The following is a 14,714-nucleotide window of genomic DNA, read 5'->3' on the forward strand; positions in this document are numbered from 1 at the left end:
TTAGAGGGTTCCCCGCGGCCTGCTTGTGGTGTTTTCTGGGGACTTTTAGGTCCCCCCCCGGGGGACGAGGGACCGTACCACGGGGAGCGGCCCCCGCGCCCCGGGGCCGTCACGCCCAGCACTCCGGTAGCCGTCCGCCGTCGAAGTCCACCATTTCGGCGAAGATCGTGAGCACGTCCAGCTCGGCGCCGGGAGCGGCACCGTCGAGCTCGGCGTAGGCGCGGTGCAGGTTTCCGACTATCCGTTCGGGATCGAGAAGCTCACGGAACTCTCCGAGGTCGACGTTCCTGGCCAGTTCCAGCGGCGACAGCTCGGCGCGCCTGCCCGCCGCGGCCACGTCGCAGAGCCAGCGGAGGTACCGGGCGTTCGCTTCCAGCACCTCGGATCCTGTTGCGGGCCCGTGGCCGCTGAGCACGACTCGCGCGTCGAGGCGAGCCAGCTCGTCGATCGCCTTCAGCGACCCGGTGAGCGATCCCATGAGGATGAACGGTGTGCATCCGGACATGATCACGTCGCCGGCGAACAGCACCCGTTCCCCGGGCAGCCACGCCACGACGTCGGTGGTCGTATGCGCCGGGCCGACGTGGATGAGCCGCACCTCGCGGTCGCCGACGTACAGGGTCGCCCGGTCATCGAGCAGAACGGTGGGCGGGGTGACCCGGAGCTGTCCCCAGTCGACGTCCGGCCATAAGCGGGTGAGACCGAGCCCGGCCTTGAGCATTTCGGTCCGGGTCCGCCGGTGCCCGATCAGGGTCGAGTCCGGGAAGAACTGGTTGCCGAACGTATGGTCTCCGTGGAAGTGCGTGTTGATCACGGTGCGGACCGGCCCGAGGGCGAGATCGGCGACGGCGTCACGCAGGGCGAGTGTGCGCGACGCGGTGGCGAGGGTGTCGACCAGCGCCACTTCGCTGCCTCCGGTGATCACCCCGGAGTTGCTGACGCACCAGCCGCCGTCGGGTTGGATGTAGCCGAAGACGCCGTCGGCCAGCTCGGTCAGGGAGGGCCGCAGCTCCGCGGGACTCATGCCGTCCGCTTCGGTGCGGCGGCGCCGGACTCGGCGAAATCCCTGGCGTGCCTGAGGGTGATCAGGCTGTTGCCGCCGAGCGCGCCGCGCACGAAGTCGTGTGCGTCCGCGAGCGTCTTGCCCGCACCGAGAACTTTCTCGACGGCGTTCGGGTCGATCGCCACGGTGTGCTCGGAGGTCACCACGCAGCTGTCACCATCCGGTGCGAAGATCCAGCGCCCGCTGTGACCGGAAAGCAACGGCGGCGGGGTCGTTTGCTTGTAGAGGATGCTCGACTCGAGGCGGATCCGTGCCGAACTGGTGGTGTGCCGGGAACCGTCCGGTGCGATCGTGCACATCGTCATTCGCTGTGCTCCGTCGTCGTCGACCGTCAGGTCGAGGCCGTCGACGTGGGGCAGCCGGTCCGGCCAGTGCTGGGCCTCGTCGATGAACGCGTAAGCGAGTCGGAGCGGACCGGCGATCCGCACGGAGTCGGAGAACCGCAGGACCCGCTCGCCGGCAGCGCCCCCGGCGGCGGCCCGGCGGAGGCTCGTCAGTTCCGCCGCGCTGTTGGTGTCCAGGGCCTGGCGGATCCAGGCCGACGCACCCGGGTCGTCGTCGACCGGGGTGTACTTGTGCCGCAGCTCGACGGCGGTGCCGCCGTCCGTGGTGGGGGTGAATAGCCAGGTTCCGGACATGGCCGCGACGGGCGGCCGGGACATCTCTTGCCGGAAGGTGATCACGCGTGCGACGCGGTCCAGCGTCCGCCTCGACACCCAGTCCTTGACACCGTTGTTCGCCAGCGCCCAAATATGGAACCGCTCCACGGTTTCATCGCGTTCGAGGTGTTCGATGTGGACGGTCGGCGGGAAGATCACCGGCCAGTCGGCCGCCTCGGCGACCAGGTCGTACACCTGGTCAACGGGGGCCGGGACGACGATGGAATGCGTGCTGTGCTGGGTCATGGCGATTCCTTCCTGATTTACGTCTCTCGAAGCGCGCGCTTTCGGATTTCCGTGGCCGGGCCGCGGCATCGGCTGGTGACTCACTCAGCCGTGTCAGCGGCCCACCTCCGCAAATCCGAGGCTTCCGGCCTAAGAGAAACGCGCGCACGTGTCCTCACCTGACCAGCCGACTTCAGTTCGGGCGACACGCTCCTAATCGAGTGCGGGTCGGCCGACCCGACACACGGCGTTGATGGCGTCCAACAAAGCCGCGGGCGTGCGCAGGTCGGCGGTCGCGTCATCCGGGACGATCACACCGAACCGCTGCCTGACGCGCGCGGTCGTCTCCATGACCACGAGCGAGTCGATACCTAGTTCGTCGAAGTCGACGTCGGCGAAGTCACCGTCGAGCCCAGTCACCGCGCCGACGCATTCGACGAGGATCGCGCGCAGTTCGTCGAGTGTCATCTCAGGTACCTCCGGTCAGTCGGGTAGGGCCGCTGATCACCACGGCCGCATTGAAGCCGCCGACGCCCCGCGCCACGACCAAGCAGTGCCGCAGCCGGGCGTGGCGCGGGAGGCCGGTCACCAGGTCGAGCCGGTGCCGCGGGTCCGGTCGGAGCGCGGGCCCGCAGGGAGGGATGACGCTGTCGCGCAGGGCGAGCAGCGCGGTGACGACGTCGAGCGGCGGGCCGCCCGAGTACAACCTGCCGACGAGCGCCTTCGGGGCCGCGACCGGAACGCCGTACGGTCCGAACACCGAGACGATCGCCTCTGCTTCGACGGCGTCGAGTTCCGGAACACCGGCACAGTCGGCGAAGACCACGTCGACCTCGGTGGGTGTCAGTCCTGCGTCGGCAACGGCCAGCCGGATTGCGCGAGCCAGCCCGGGTGGTCGTCCGGAGCCCGGCGCCGGGTCGAAGGTGGCCGCATAGCCGGCGATCTCCCCGTAGCTGTCTGAGACGTCGCGAGCGAGGGCGAACTCCTCGCGTTCCAAGACGAGGATCGCCCCGCCCTCACCGGGGACGTAGCCGCTGGCGCGCGCGTCGAACGGCAGGTAGGCGGTCGACGGGTCGGTTCCGGCGCTGATCCGCCCGCCTGCCAGTTGCGACACCCAGCCCCACGGGTCGAGTGCGGAATCCAGCCCGCCACCGAGCACCAGCCCGGTGCCGCTCCTGAGGACTCGGCGGCACTGCCCCAGCGCGTCGAGGCCGCCGGCTTGTTCGGCCACCAGCACCGCGCCGGGGCCGCGTAAACCGTGCCGGATGGAGATCTGCCCGGTGTTCACCGCGTAGAACCAGGCGAACGATTCGTACACGCTGACGTATTCCGGTCCGCGGGTCCACAGCTTTTGGATCTCCACGTGGGTGAACTCGAAGCCACCGGTCGCGTTCGCGGTGACGACCCCCAGGTCGTACTCGGACAGCTGTCGGGTGTCGACCCCGGCGTCGGCCAGCGCGTCCTCCGCCGCGGCCAGGGCCAGCCGGGTTACCCGGTCCGTCTGCTGCAGGAGTCCCGGCGGTAGCCGCTCCGCAGCGTCGAAGCCGTTCACCTGTCCGGCGAGCCGGGCCGGATAGCCGGCGTAGTGCTCACCGCGGAGCGGGGCGATACCGGTCCGGCCTGCCAGGACCGCGGACCAGTAGTCCTCGACGGTGCAGCCGTTGGGCGCGAGCACCCCGATCCCGGTGACCAAGGCCCGCGTACTGTCTTTTTCGGACACGATGGGCAGGGCGGCGGGCTCGAACGCGCTACTCATCGCGGTACCGCCGTGGGGGACCGCAGCACGAGGGCGCTCTGGAAACCCCCGAATCCGCTTCCCACCGAGAGCACCGTGTCCACCCGCGCCTCGCGGGCGGTGAGCGGCACGTAGTCCAGGTCGCATTCCGGATCGGGCCGGTGCAGGTTGGCGGTGGGCGGGATGACGTTGGTGCACAACGCGAGGGCGCAAGCGGCGATCTCGATGGCCCCGATAGCCCCCAGCGAGTGACCGACCATGGACTTGATGGAACTCACCGGAACCCGGCGGGCGTGTTCACCGAGGCTGCGTTTGAACGCGGCCGTTTCGTGCCGGTCGTTCTGCTTGGTCCCCGAGCCGTGTGCGTTCACATAGTCGACGTCCGCGGGATCCACGCGGGATTCGTCGAGGGCGCGCCGGATCGCCTCGGCCATCTCGCGGCCGTCGGGGCGCAGTCCGGTCATGTGATGGGCGTTGCAGCGCGTGGCGAAGCCGGCGAGCGTCGCGTATATCCTTGCGCCCCTGGCGAGGGCGTGCTCATGGCTCTCGAGGACGAACATCGCCGCTCCCTCGGCGAGAACGAAGCCGCTGCGGGTGACGTCGAACGGCCGGGATGCCGTCGCGGGTTCGTGGTTGTCCGGTGTGGTCGCGCGGATGGCGTCGAAACAGGCCACGGCGATCGGGGTGATCGGGGTGTCCGCCGCGCCGGAGATCATCACGTCCGCGGAGCCCTCTTCGATGAGCCGCGCCGCATGACCGAGGGCGTCCAGACCGGACGTGCACCCGTCGGAGATCACCGCCACCGGGCCCTCCGCGCCGATCGACCAGGCCACCTCGGCGGCCATCGAACTCGGCACCAGGTAGTCGAACAGGTGAGGAACGGCGTACCGGTGGTCGACGCTCCAGTCGCGCCCGCCGCCGGAGAGCACCAAGTACTCGCGTTCCAGGCTGGTCGCCGCGCCCACGGCGGTGCCGACGGTCACGCCGACGCGGTGCGGGTCGACGCCGTCGAACTCCAGGCCGCTGTCGGCTACGCACTCCCTGGCCGACACCACGGCGAGCTGCGCAGCCCGATCCATCCGGCGGATCTCGCGTTCGTCCAGCCCGGCCGCGACCGGATCGAAGTCGCATTCACCCGCCACCTGGGATCGGAACGGGCTCGGATCAAAAAAGGAAATGCGCCGCGTGGCGGTGCGGCCGGACGTGAGCAGGTCCCAGAATTCCTTCGTCCCGTCCCCGCCCGGTGCCCGGACGCCGATGCCGGTGATGACCGCCTGGCGTTTCATCGGCGGTGCCCCAGGTTCACGCCTGGTGGCGTCGGGTGTTCCGCAAGCTGCATTGAAGGCTTCCTCCGGTCGAGTCGATCTTGTGCTCGAAATGAAGCGGGACGATTTCAGGCTGCGGCGTGCCACTAGCGATTGGGCACAAACCCTGTCCAAGGTCGCTAGAGGGGGCGCTCACGTCGTGCCCACCGTGTCCCGCAGTGCGTGGGTCACCGCGCCGACCACCGCGCGAGCGCTGCCCAGTGCTTCGAGCAGAGCCTCGCGGCACGCGGCAGGAGCGCCCTGGTGGTGGCACGTGTACCCGGTCAGCAGCAGTTCAGCGGCGTCCACCGCGGCCGCAGCGGCCCACAGCACTGGATCCGCTGGCACCGCAGGAGTGCGCAGTCGCACGGCCAGCCGAGCGAGCTGGTCGCTGATCGCCTCGGTGTCCGTGGTCAGCAGAGTCCTGCCCCGCGGGGGTTCTCCGGTCATCGGGACGACATCACCCGGCCTGACGACCCCTCGCCGTCGCAGAGTGCCCTCGGGTAGGCCTCCGCTAGGTCGCATCCGGTCCGCGCGGCGGGGATCATCGCCGAAAGCCGGGGCGGCGGCGGGGCGAACACCGTCGCGATCGGCGGATCGCTCAACCGCGGAGTGTGCATCAGCACGTCTACGGCAGTGGTCCAGCCTGGGCGGACCGCGACCACCTTGCTCACGCCGATCAGATGCGGCTCTCCGCTGTCGGCGTCCGTGCCTGCCGCCGCCAGCGCGACGACGGACCAGCGGCCGATGGGTACCCGCCCGAGGTGCACCTCGGCCGAGCGCGACCGCCGGAGCACGGCGCAAGCGACCGGTGCGCGTTGCGGGACGATGCTGTCGAAGACGCCCACGATCATGTCGGCCGGAGCCGACTCGCCGGGAAAGGAAATGCGGCCGACCACTGATCCTGTCGGTCGCGATGAAGCGGGATACGACTGCCTGATCGCCATGGTCGTCTCGAATGAGGGCATCACGCGGAACCCGGGGCCGACCGCGGCGAACAGTTGCCGCACCTCGGGGTCGCGCAGCTGGGTCGGCGTCATGCCGGTCTCACGGAGGAAGCGGCTGGAGAAGGTTCCCACGCTGGCGTAGCCGACCGAGGTGACCACATCGGACACCGTCAGGGAGGTGGTCATCAGCAGTCGCTTGGCCTCGAAATGGCGAAGCGCTTTCAGGTAGCGGCTCGGCGGGATTCCGGTGACCCGCTGGAAAGCGCGCGAAAAATAGAACGGACTGACGAATATCTCGGTGGATATGCTTTCGACGGTAAGGTGTTCAGAATACCGTGAATGAATGATTTGGAGTGCCTTATCGATGGCATCGTTGATCATAAAGCGTCCCCCCCTGAGCTGAACTGCTGTAGTTCTATCGACCCGACTCCTGTCGATTACTGAACAGGAATCTTCAGACGCTGGTCGATGCTTGGTGCGGGCTCCAATCTAGCTGAAGTCGGACCGTTATGTGATCAAGCGGGCAGCAGGGAAGAGATCAACAATCTAATGGGCTAGTGAGCTGACCCTATGGCATCGCCCGTCTTGAGCTAGTGCCGCTGATCAGGAGTCGCCGTGGTACACGATCAGCCTAAAAGGTAGCGCTCTGTTCGATCTGAAGCGGCCGACTAACCTGATTGGGGTTACCTGTTCGGCGGTTGTGCTCGCATGGAGTGATTTAGGTGCAATGTGCCACAAAGGGCAATTATGCCCGATTTGCCGGGATGTGACCGGTAGTGGTGCGGTGGTGTCAGGACACGGATGGAGACGCGGTTGATTCGGCGAACTTGCAATGCTTTGCATCCCGAGATGGTCATCGGACAGGGGTTGGATGCTTCGCGAAGTGTCGGCAGCCTAACTCTTGCTAAATTCAGTTTACGCCGAGGAGCGGCATGTGTTGACGTCCGATCTGTATATGCGTAAAGAGATTGTCGAACGGGCGGCCGCGCTGCGTCCGATCCTGCAAAGAAATTCCGCGTGGGCCGAGGAGAATCGCCGGTTGCACGACGATTCGATCGAGGTACTCGCGAAAGCCGGGATGTTCCGGTTGCGCCATCCGAAACGGTATGGCGGATATGAGGCTGATACCCGCACCCTGGCAGAGGTGGCCGCTGAACTCGGCCGGGGCGATGGCGCGGCCGCCTGGGTGACCTCCGTGTACTGGATTCCCGCGTGGATGGCCTCCCTGTTTCCGGACGACGTCCAGGACGAGGTGTTCGCCACGCCGGACGTGCGGGTTTGCGGAACCCTGAGTCCGACCGCGATGGCCGCGCCAGTGGACGGGGGAATCGTGGTCAACGGGAAGTGGGGCTTCATCAGCGGCGCCCTTCACGCTCACTGGCAGGAGATCATCGCTATCCTCGCGCCGCCGGACGGGCAGCCGTATCCGGTCGTCGCGCTGGTACCGATGACGGACCTGCTGGTCGTGGACGATTGGCAGACCTCGGGGATGCGGGGGACCGGCAGCGTCAGCACGGTCGCCAAGGACCTGTTCGTCCCTCGCGAACGGGTGCTACCGCTCAGCGAGGTGTTACGTGGGAACTCGGCGTCCGTCCTCAGCGCGGCGTCGCCGATCTATCGGGCCCCGCTGCTGCCGGTCGCCTCCGCGTCTTCAGTCGGCACCATGCTCGGCCTTGGCAGGGCGGCCAAGGACGCTTTCCTCAAGCGACTGCCGAACCGCAAGATCACCTACACCGGCTATGACAGTCAGCGAGAGGCGCCACTGACTCACCTGCAGGTGGCCGACGCGACTCAGAAGCTGGACGCGGCGGAGTTCCATGCGCACCGCCTGGCGGGCGTCGTGGACACCAAGGGTGCCGAGGACGCCGACTGGACGCTGACCGAGCGCGTTCGGGCTCGGGCCGATCTGGGGGCGGTGGTCCGGCTGGTCAAGGAGTCGGTGGACGTCCTCGCCTCCGCCAGTGGCGGGTCGTCGATCTACGCCGACGTCCCGATCCAGCGAATCCAGCGTGACGTGCAGGCAGTGAGCCTGCACGCCTTGATGCACCCGAACACCAACAACGAGCTGTACGGACGAGTCCTCTGCGGACTAGCACCCGACACGCTCTACATCTAGGAAGGACGCAATGAGCACGAGCACCCGGTCCGGCGAGGAACTGTCCGAGTCGGACAAGGTGGCCATCGCCGCCTTGACCCGGCGGGTCATCGCGGCGTGGGCTTACCACGACGCCGACGCGTTCGCCGACTTGTTCACCGAAGACGGAACCATGATCCTGTCCGGCGTCTATCGGAACGGCAGGGAGGAGATCCGCTCCTACCTGAAGTCGGCCTTTCAGAACGAGTACGAGGGCACGCAGGTCACCGGGCAGCCTCTGGGGTTGCGTCCACTGGGCCGGGATGCCGCTGTCCTGCTCTCCCGGGGTGGTGTGCTCCAGCCCGGCGAGAGCGAGGTGTCCGACGCGAACGCCATCCGGGCGTCCTGGGTCGTGATCAGGCGTGACGGGCAATGGTTTCTCGCCGCCTACCAGAACAGTCCGCTCTAAGCCCTTCTCCGGGCGGATAGGGAATGACGATGACTTCCACTACCAAGCCGTCGCTGCTGGAAGCGGCCGAGACGGCGAGAGCATTGGCGTCCGAACGAGCCCTCGACGGCGAAGCGGCGCGACGACTGGACCAAACCGTCATCGACGCGATCGTGGCGGCCGGGTTCGCCCGGCACTTCGTGCCCACCCGATGGGGTGGGCTCGCCGGCGGCTTCGCCGAAGCCGGCTCCGCGGTGGCGCTGGTCGGTGAAGGCTGCACCTCCGCCGCGTGGCTCGCCTCGATCTTCGCGTACTCCGGCCGGTTCGCCGCGTTCCTTCCCGAACAGGCACAGGCTGAACTCTGGGCCGACGGCCCGGACCAGATCGTCGCCAGCGCACTCGTCCCGGCCGGCCAGGTGAGTGCGGAACCGGGCGGCTGGCGGATCTCCGGGGAATGGCTCTACATCAGCGGGGCGGAGGTGGCGGGCTGGGCACTGGTCTGCGGACCGGCACCTGGCGACCCGGCTCAGCCGCCGATGTTCTTCGCGGTGCCACGGCGGGACTACGTTGTCAAAGACACCTGGTATTCGACGGGTATGCGGGCCACCATGAGCGATACGCTCCGCGTCGAGGACGTGTTCGTTCCCGCCCACCGCGCGTTCCCGCGTACCTCGCTCACCAACGGACTCGACGATCCGAGGCTGCCGGCGTGTCACCGGGCCCCGCTGCGGGCCGCGGGAGGGCTGACCTTCGCGGTTCCGATCGTCGGCGCCGCCACTGGGGCGCTCAAGGCCGCGGTTGCCTGGCAGGCGGCGAAGTGGGACCGGAGTGGCAATCGCGACGCCGGCGGATCCGTCCATCTCGTACTCACTCGTGCCGCCGGCGAGATCGACACGGCTCGCCTGGTGATCGAGCGGATCGCCGAGCAGTGCGACGAAGGCCGGTTCAGCAGGCGCGAGCGAGCGCGACTCCGCCGCGACGCGGCGATCGCCACGGATCTCGCGGTCACCGCCGTCGGCAGGCTCGTCCGGCTCGGCGGTCCGTCCGGTTTCGCGGACGAAGTTCCCGTCCAGCGATTCTGGCGCGATGTCAGCTGTGCGGCCACTCATCACGCCGTCCAGCTGTCTGCCGCCGCCTCGGCGTACGGGCCCGCTCTGCTGGACGCGGCGGGATAGTCGCCACGATCGAGGAGGAGCAGGGGATGGAAGATCCAAAGCGCCTGCTGGCGGGGAAAACCGCGCTGGTGACCGGAGCGGGCCGTGGCATCGGAGCGGCGACGGCACGGGCGCTGGGCAGGCACGGCGCGTCGGTGGCCGTGAACTATTACTCCAATGTGGACACAGCAGACCAGGTTGTCAGTGATATCAAGGAGACCGGGGCTCAGGCGATCGCCGTCCAGGGCGACGCCCGCGTACCGGAGGACGTGCGCGCGCTGGTCGGACGGACGGTCCGTGAACTCGGCGAGATCGACATCCTGGTCTGCAACGCCATCGGCGACACCCGGAACCTGAGTTCGAAAGTGGGGCGCTCGGTACCATCCTTCATCGACTCGGACAAGGGCGTGGCGAGGCTGCGCGGTGCCGTCCTGTCTCAGCTCGACGCCACCCTCACCTGCTGCCGTCAGGTGGTGCCGGGTATGCGACGACTCGGCGGCGGTTCGATCATCTTCATCGGTGCGTCCGTGACGCACAACAGCGCTCCCGCCCCTGCCGAGATCGCGGTGGCGAAGAGCGCACAGGACAGTGTGGCCCGCCTGCTGGCCCAGCAGCTCGGCCCGGACGGGATTCGGGTCAACAACGTCGCGCCCGGTTTCGTTCCCACCGACGCCAACGCGGGGCCGCATCAGCAGACGATCATCGAACACATCGCCATTCAGACCCCGCTGCAGCCGATCATCCGCGCCGAGGACGTCGCGAACACCGTCGTGGCGCTGGTGGGCGACCTGACCGAGCGACTGACCGGACTCTTCGTACCGGTCGACGGCGGCGTGACCCTCGTCTGACCGGACCGACCGAGAGAAGGGCATCGATGAACACCTTGACCACGGCGCGGGTGTGCCGCGTGCTCAACCGGCTGCGCGCCGAAGAGAGACGGGAACGTCCCGAACTCGTGGCACTCGGCGGCGAGCTGGCCGACCGGGCGCGCCGCGTTCCCGGACGGCCGCAATACGACCTTCCGGTAGCCGAAATGATCGAACTGTTCGCCGGGCTGCGCATCCCGGTGTCCGTCGAAACCGGGAACTTGCTTCACCTCCTCGCCCGGTTCGCCACCGCGAAGACCGTCGTCGAGTTCGGCACATCGTTCGGGGTCTCGGCCATCCACCTGGCCGCGGCGGTCCGGGACAACGGCGGTGGCCGGGTGATCGGGACGGAACTGCACCCCGACAAGGTGCGGGCCGCGCGCGCCAACCTCGTCGAGGCAGGGCTAGACGACCTGGTCGAGATCCGTGAGGGGGATGCCAGGACCACGTTGCGGGATCTGCCGGGCGAGGTCGACCTAGTGCTGATCGACGGGTTCCCGGGAGCGCATCTGGAGGTTCTGGGCCTGGTGGAGCCGAGTCTGCGCCCGGGGGCGCTCGTCGTCGCGGACGGCGTTCCCGGCGGCGAGGAGATCCTGCGCGACTACCACGACTACGTCCACGATCCCGCCAACGGGTATTCGACCGTCGAGATCCCGCTCGGAGACGGCCTTGAGGTGTCGGTCCGTCTCCACTGACCAGCTCGCCCCGCGAAAAACCCGAAGCCGCACCGGAGATCTCCGGTGCGGCTTCGGGGTTCACTTAGGTCGCGGGCGTCAGCGGTGCCGGACGTTCCGGGCGACGAACGTCCGGATGTCGCGCACGAGGTCATCCGGCCGCTCCATCGCGGCGAAGTGCCCGCCACCGGAGAACTCGGTCCAATGCGTCAGGGTGGGGATGACCTTCTCGGCCCACCGGCGGATCGGCCGGGACACGTCCTTCGGGAAGAAGGCCATCCCCACCGGCATGGTGACCGGCCAGGGGCCGCCCCAGGTCTGGTTGAACTGATCGGGGAGGCGGCCGGACTCGTAGTAGATCTGCGCGCTCGACCCGGCCGTGGCGGTCAGCCAATAGAGCGTGACGTTGGTCAGCAAATGGTCGCGGGCGACCGCGTCCTCCGGCACGTCTGGCGCGTCCGCCCATTCCTTGAACTTCTCCGCGATCCACGCGAGCTGACCCACCGGTGAATCGGTGAGCGCGTAGGCGAGCGTCTGCGGCCGGCTGGACTGGATCTTCTGGAAACCGAACCCGTCCAGGGCGAACCGCATCGCGTGCGCCAGCCGGGCCTGCTCGTCCTCGTCGAGGTCGGCCATCGGGGCGGGGTCGTCCGGCGGCGGGAAGGCCACCAGCATGTTGATGTGCACGCCGGACACGTGTTCCGGGTCGGCAAGGCCGAGGTGCAGTGACGTCAGCATCCCGTAGTCGCTGCCCTGCGCGACATACCGGTCGTAGCCGAGCCGTCGCATCAGTTCCGCCCAGGCGCTGGCGATCCGCGGAACGTCCCAGCCCTTGTCTTTGGTGGGACCGGAGAACGCGAATCCGGGAAGGCTGGGGACGACGACATGGAACGCGTCGGCTGGATCACCGCCGTGTTTCCGCGGATCGGTCAGCGGTTCGATCATTTCCAGGAATTCGACGAAGGAACCCGGCCAGCCGTGGGTGAGGATCAGGGGGACGGCGTCCGGCTCGGGGGAACGGAGATGCAGGAAGTGAATGTTCTCGCCGTCTATTTCGGTGGTGAATTGCGGAAAGGAGTTCAACCTTTTCTCGGCGGCCCGCCAATTGTAGTCCTCGAGCCAGTACCGGGCCAGATCCTTGAGATAATCGAGGGGGATTCCTCGCGCCCAGCCGGGCTCGGGACCCCCGTCGGGCCACCGAGTTTGAGCGAGACGCTGCTTCAGTTCGTCCAGCTCCCGTTGTGGGATATCGATACGAAAAGGCTTCATGTGGAACTCCGATGTGATGGTCATTCCCGGCTGAATCAACAGTGTTTTCGGCCTTCGGAAAACCGTTGGCGGATCAGTCGTACCGTGCCAGGTCGCCGATTCCGGGCACGTCTTCGACCGTGCGCACCGGAAGCAGGGTTGAAGACGTGCCCGGGCCGCGCCGACGGCGAGCATGAGACGCAGAAGCGAAGCATCTCGCGGTAACCGTTCCAGCCCCGATAGGGGGAGGAGAAAAAGGTGGTCTCAGCACTGATCCAGCCCAGCAGCGCCGGCTTCACGCCCTGGCCGGACGACGTCGTCGCTCGTTATGTCGAGGAGGGATACTGGGAAGGACGCCCGCTGGCCGAGTACTTCGCCGCCGTCGCGGCCGACCGGCCGGACAAGACGGCGTTCGTCGATGGCGATATCCGGTTGACGTACCAGGAATTGATGGCGCGTGCGGAAGGTCTCGCCGGGCGTCTGCGCGCGCTGGGGTTGCGAGTGGACGACCGAGTCGTGGTGCAGCTGCCGAACTGCTGGGAACTCGTGGTCGTACTGCTGGCCTGCTTCCGATCCGGACTGCTGCCGGTCCTCGCGTTGCCCGCGCACCGGGCGCACGAGATCGTGGGCATCGGACGGCGAGCCGAGGCACGTGCCCTCGTCGTGGCCGCCGATACTCGCGGTTTCGACCACCAGGAGATGGCGCGTCGGGTCGTCAGCGAGGCGCCGACGATCGAGTACGTCCTCGTCGCAGGGGACGAGATCGAAGACGGCAACCACGATCTGCGGGCACTCAGCGCCGCGGTGAGTGATCCGGATTCCGTGCCTGCCGTCCTCGGCACCGAGACGCCCGATTCTCGTGCGATAGCGCTCTTCCTGCTGTCGGGTGGGACCACCGGACAGCCGAAACTGATCGCGCGCACCCACGACGACTTCGCGTACTACCTGCGGCTGTGCCGGGAATCGGGCCGATTCGGTCCGGATACGGTCAACCTCGCGGTGCTCCCGATGAGTCACAACTTCCAGTTGGGCGGGGTGCTCGCCACCCTCCTTGCGGGAGGCCGGGTGGTCTGCGGCTCGTTCACCGCCGCCGCCGACGCGTTCGCGGCCATCGAACGTGAGCGGGTCACGATCACCGCCGCCGTCCCGACGATCGTGACCCGCTGGCTCCAACACCACGAGGCGGGCACGCGGACGGATCTCGGTTCGCTGCGGGTCCTGATGGTCGGGGGCGCCCCGCTGGCCGAGCCGGTCGCGGCCCGGGTCGGCCGGACGCTGGGCTGCACGCTGCAGCACGGATACGGGATGGCGGAAGGATTGGTGTGCGCCACCAGCCTGGATGACTCCGAAGACGTGCGAGTAGCGACCCAGGGACGTCCGATGAGCCCGGCCGACGAACTCGCGGTGGTGGACGAGAACGGGATTCCGGTACCCGTGGGCACGCCAGGATCGCTGCTCACCCGTGGTCCTTACACCCCTCGCGGCTACTACCGCGCTGAGGAGGACAACGCCAGGGCGTTCACCGCGGATGGCTGGTACCGGACCGGTGACATCGTGCGGCTGCGGCCGGACGGCAACCTGGTCGTCGAGGGCAGGGAGAAGGACCTGATCAACCGCGGGGGCGAGAAGATCTCCGCGGAGGAAGTGGAAGATTTCGCCCACCGGGTGGACGGCGTGACGATGGCCGCCGCGGTCGCCATGCCGGATCCGGAATTGGGCGAACGCGTCTGCGTGTACGTCGTATGCCGTCCCGGTGTCGCGGTGTCCTTGGCGGACGTGCTGGCGGTGATGAACCGGGCCGAGGTGGCCCCCTTCAAGCTACCGGAACGCGTGGTCCAGGTGGATGCCTTACCGGTCACTAATATCGGGAAGATCGACAAGAGGGCGCTGCGTGCCGACATCACGCGACGGTTGAGTGCGGGGGAGACCGCGGACGGCCGGTCCGAAGTGGACTCTCTCGTGGGGAAGTGGTCGGTCACCGCGATCGAGGAGAGCCCGGAGCGGAAAGTCACCCGGCACGCGGTGTTCACCTTCACTGCGGACGGCAAAGGTGTCGTCGCTACGTCGACCGGGTTCACCGGCAGCCTGACCTGGGGCCAGGACGGCGACGTCGTCCGCTTCGAGTTCGACCACGATCTCTTGCGCGGCTGGGAGGTTCGAGGATTCCAGCGGGGTGTGCTCGCGGATGACTTGTTCACCTCGAGCGGCCAGGTCGACGTCTTTGCGGCCAAGGGCAACAAGGTCCAGACCTTCCAAACGGAGATGTCCGCCGTCCGGCAGACCGGCTGACCCGGATCCGAAGACAAGGGAGGCCCAT

At 67.8% G+C, this 14,714-nt stretch carries 14 protein-coding genes; 6 read left to right on the forward strand and 8 right to left on the reverse strand.

The features are described 5' to 3' along the window. Window positions 1-109: 109 nt before the first annotated feature. The 7 genes from ACZ6DT_RS07975 to ACZ6DT_RS08005 form a co-directional block, all read right to left on the reverse strand. Window positions 110-1,024: an MBL fold metallo-hydrolase gene (locus ACZ6DT_RS07975; protein ID WP_465590355.1), complete on the reverse strand. Its 915-nt coding sequence runs from the start codon at window positions 1,022-1,024 to the stop codon at window positions 110-112. Further along, on the reverse strand, window positions 1,021-1,968 hold the full coding sequence (locus ACZ6DT_RS07980; protein WP_465590357.1) for an aromatase/cyclase: 948 nt from the start codon (window positions 1,966-1,968) through the stop codon (window positions 1,021-1,023). Before ACZ6DT_RS07980 ends, ACZ6DT_RS07975 begins: the two co-directional genes overlap by 4 nt. A 192-nt stretch (window positions 1,969-2,160) precedes the next feature. Next, a complete protein-coding gene (locus ACZ6DT_RS07985; protein ID WP_465590360.1) occupies window positions 2,161-2,415 on the reverse strand; it encodes an acyl carrier protein in 255 nt (84 codons plus the stop codon). Window position 2,416: 1 nt separating this feature from the next. Continuing rightward, window positions 2,417-3,703 (reverse strand): ketosynthase chain-length factor, encoded by a 1,287-nt coding sequence (locus ACZ6DT_RS07990; RefSeq protein ID WP_465590363.1) that lies wholly within the window; start codon window positions 3,701-3,703, stop codon window positions 2,417-2,419. Next, the gene (locus ACZ6DT_RS07995; protein WP_465590365.1) at window positions 3,700-4,968 is read right to left on the reverse strand and encodes a beta-ketoacyl-[acyl-carrier-protein] synthase family protein; all 1,269 of its coding nucleotides are present in this window, start codon (window positions 4,966-4,968) and stop codon (window positions 3,700-3,702) included. The genes ACZ6DT_RS07990 and ACZ6DT_RS07995 overlap by 4 nt, the downstream gene beginning before the upstream one ends. Before the next feature lie 171 nt (window positions 4,969-5,139). Next, window positions 5,140-5,436 carry a hypothetical protein gene (locus ACZ6DT_RS08000; RefSeq protein WP_465590368.1) on the reverse strand — a complete coding sequence of 99 codons (297 nt, stop codon included), beginning with the start codon at window positions 5,434-5,436 and terminating at the stop codon, window positions 5,140-5,142. Then, window positions 5,433-6,314, reverse strand: a complete 882-nt coding sequence (locus ACZ6DT_RS08005; protein ID WP_465590371.1) for a helix-turn-helix transcriptional regulator — start codon at window positions 6,312-6,314, stop codon at window positions 5,433-5,435. Before ACZ6DT_RS08005 ends, ACZ6DT_RS08000 begins: the two co-directional genes overlap by 4 nt. Window positions 6,315-6,888: 574 nt before the next feature. On the opposite strand from ACZ6DT_RS08005, the gene ACZ6DT_RS08010 reads away from it, so the two are divergent. From ACZ6DT_RS08010 to ACZ6DT_RS08030, 5 genes are read left to right on the forward strand one after another with little or no spacing between them, the layout of a single operon-like run. Continuing rightward, the gene (locus tag ACZ6DT_RS08010) at window positions 6,889-8,049 is read left to right on the forward strand and encodes an acyl-CoA dehydrogenase family protein (RefSeq protein WP_465590374.1); all 1,161 of its coding nucleotides are present in this window, start codon (window positions 6,889-6,891) and stop codon (window positions 8,047-8,049) included. 10 nt (window positions 8,050-8,059) lie between these two features. Then, window positions 8,060-8,476, forward strand: a complete 417-nt coding sequence (locus ACZ6DT_RS08015; RefSeq protein ID WP_465590377.1) for an SgcJ/EcaC family oxidoreductase — start codon at window positions 8,060-8,062, stop codon at window positions 8,474-8,476. Window positions 8,477-8,505: 29 nt separating this feature from the next. Next, window positions 8,506-9,630 carry an acyl-CoA dehydrogenase family protein gene (locus ACZ6DT_RS08020; protein ID WP_465590380.1) on the forward strand — a complete coding sequence of 375 codons (1,125 nt, stop codon included), beginning with the start codon at window positions 8,506-8,508 and terminating at the stop codon, window positions 9,628-9,630. A gap of 26 nt (window positions 9,631-9,656) precedes the next feature. After that, on the forward strand, window positions 9,657-10,457 hold the full coding sequence (locus ACZ6DT_RS08025) for an SDR family NAD(P)-dependent oxidoreductase (RefSeq protein WP_465590383.1): 801 nt from the start codon (window positions 9,657-9,659) through the stop codon (window positions 10,455-10,457). A gap of 26 nt (window positions 10,458-10,483) precedes the next feature. After that, a complete protein-coding gene (locus ACZ6DT_RS08030) occupies window positions 10,484-11,170 on the forward strand; it encodes an O-methyltransferase (protein ID WP_465590386.1) in 687 nt (228 codons plus the stop codon). Between the two features lie 78 nt (window positions 11,171-11,248). Here ACZ6DT_RS08030 and ACZ6DT_RS08035 read toward each other — a convergent pair whose 3' ends face one another. Further along, a complete protein-coding gene (locus ACZ6DT_RS08035; protein WP_465590388.1) occupies window positions 11,249-12,418 on the reverse strand; it encodes an epoxide hydrolase family protein in 1,170 nt (389 codons plus the stop codon). A gap of 237 nt (window positions 12,419-12,655) precedes the next feature. On the opposite strand from ACZ6DT_RS08035, the gene ACZ6DT_RS08040 reads away from it, so the two are divergent. Further along, window positions 12,656-14,686: a (2,3-dihydroxybenzoyl)adenylate synthase gene (locus ACZ6DT_RS08040; RefSeq protein ID WP_465590390.1), complete on the forward strand. Its 2,031-nt coding sequence runs from the start codon at window positions 12,656-12,658 to the stop codon at window positions 14,684-14,686. Window positions 14,687-14,714: the final 28 nt, after the last annotated feature.

Source organism: Amycolatopsis sp. NPDC041971, assembly GCF_055588925.1.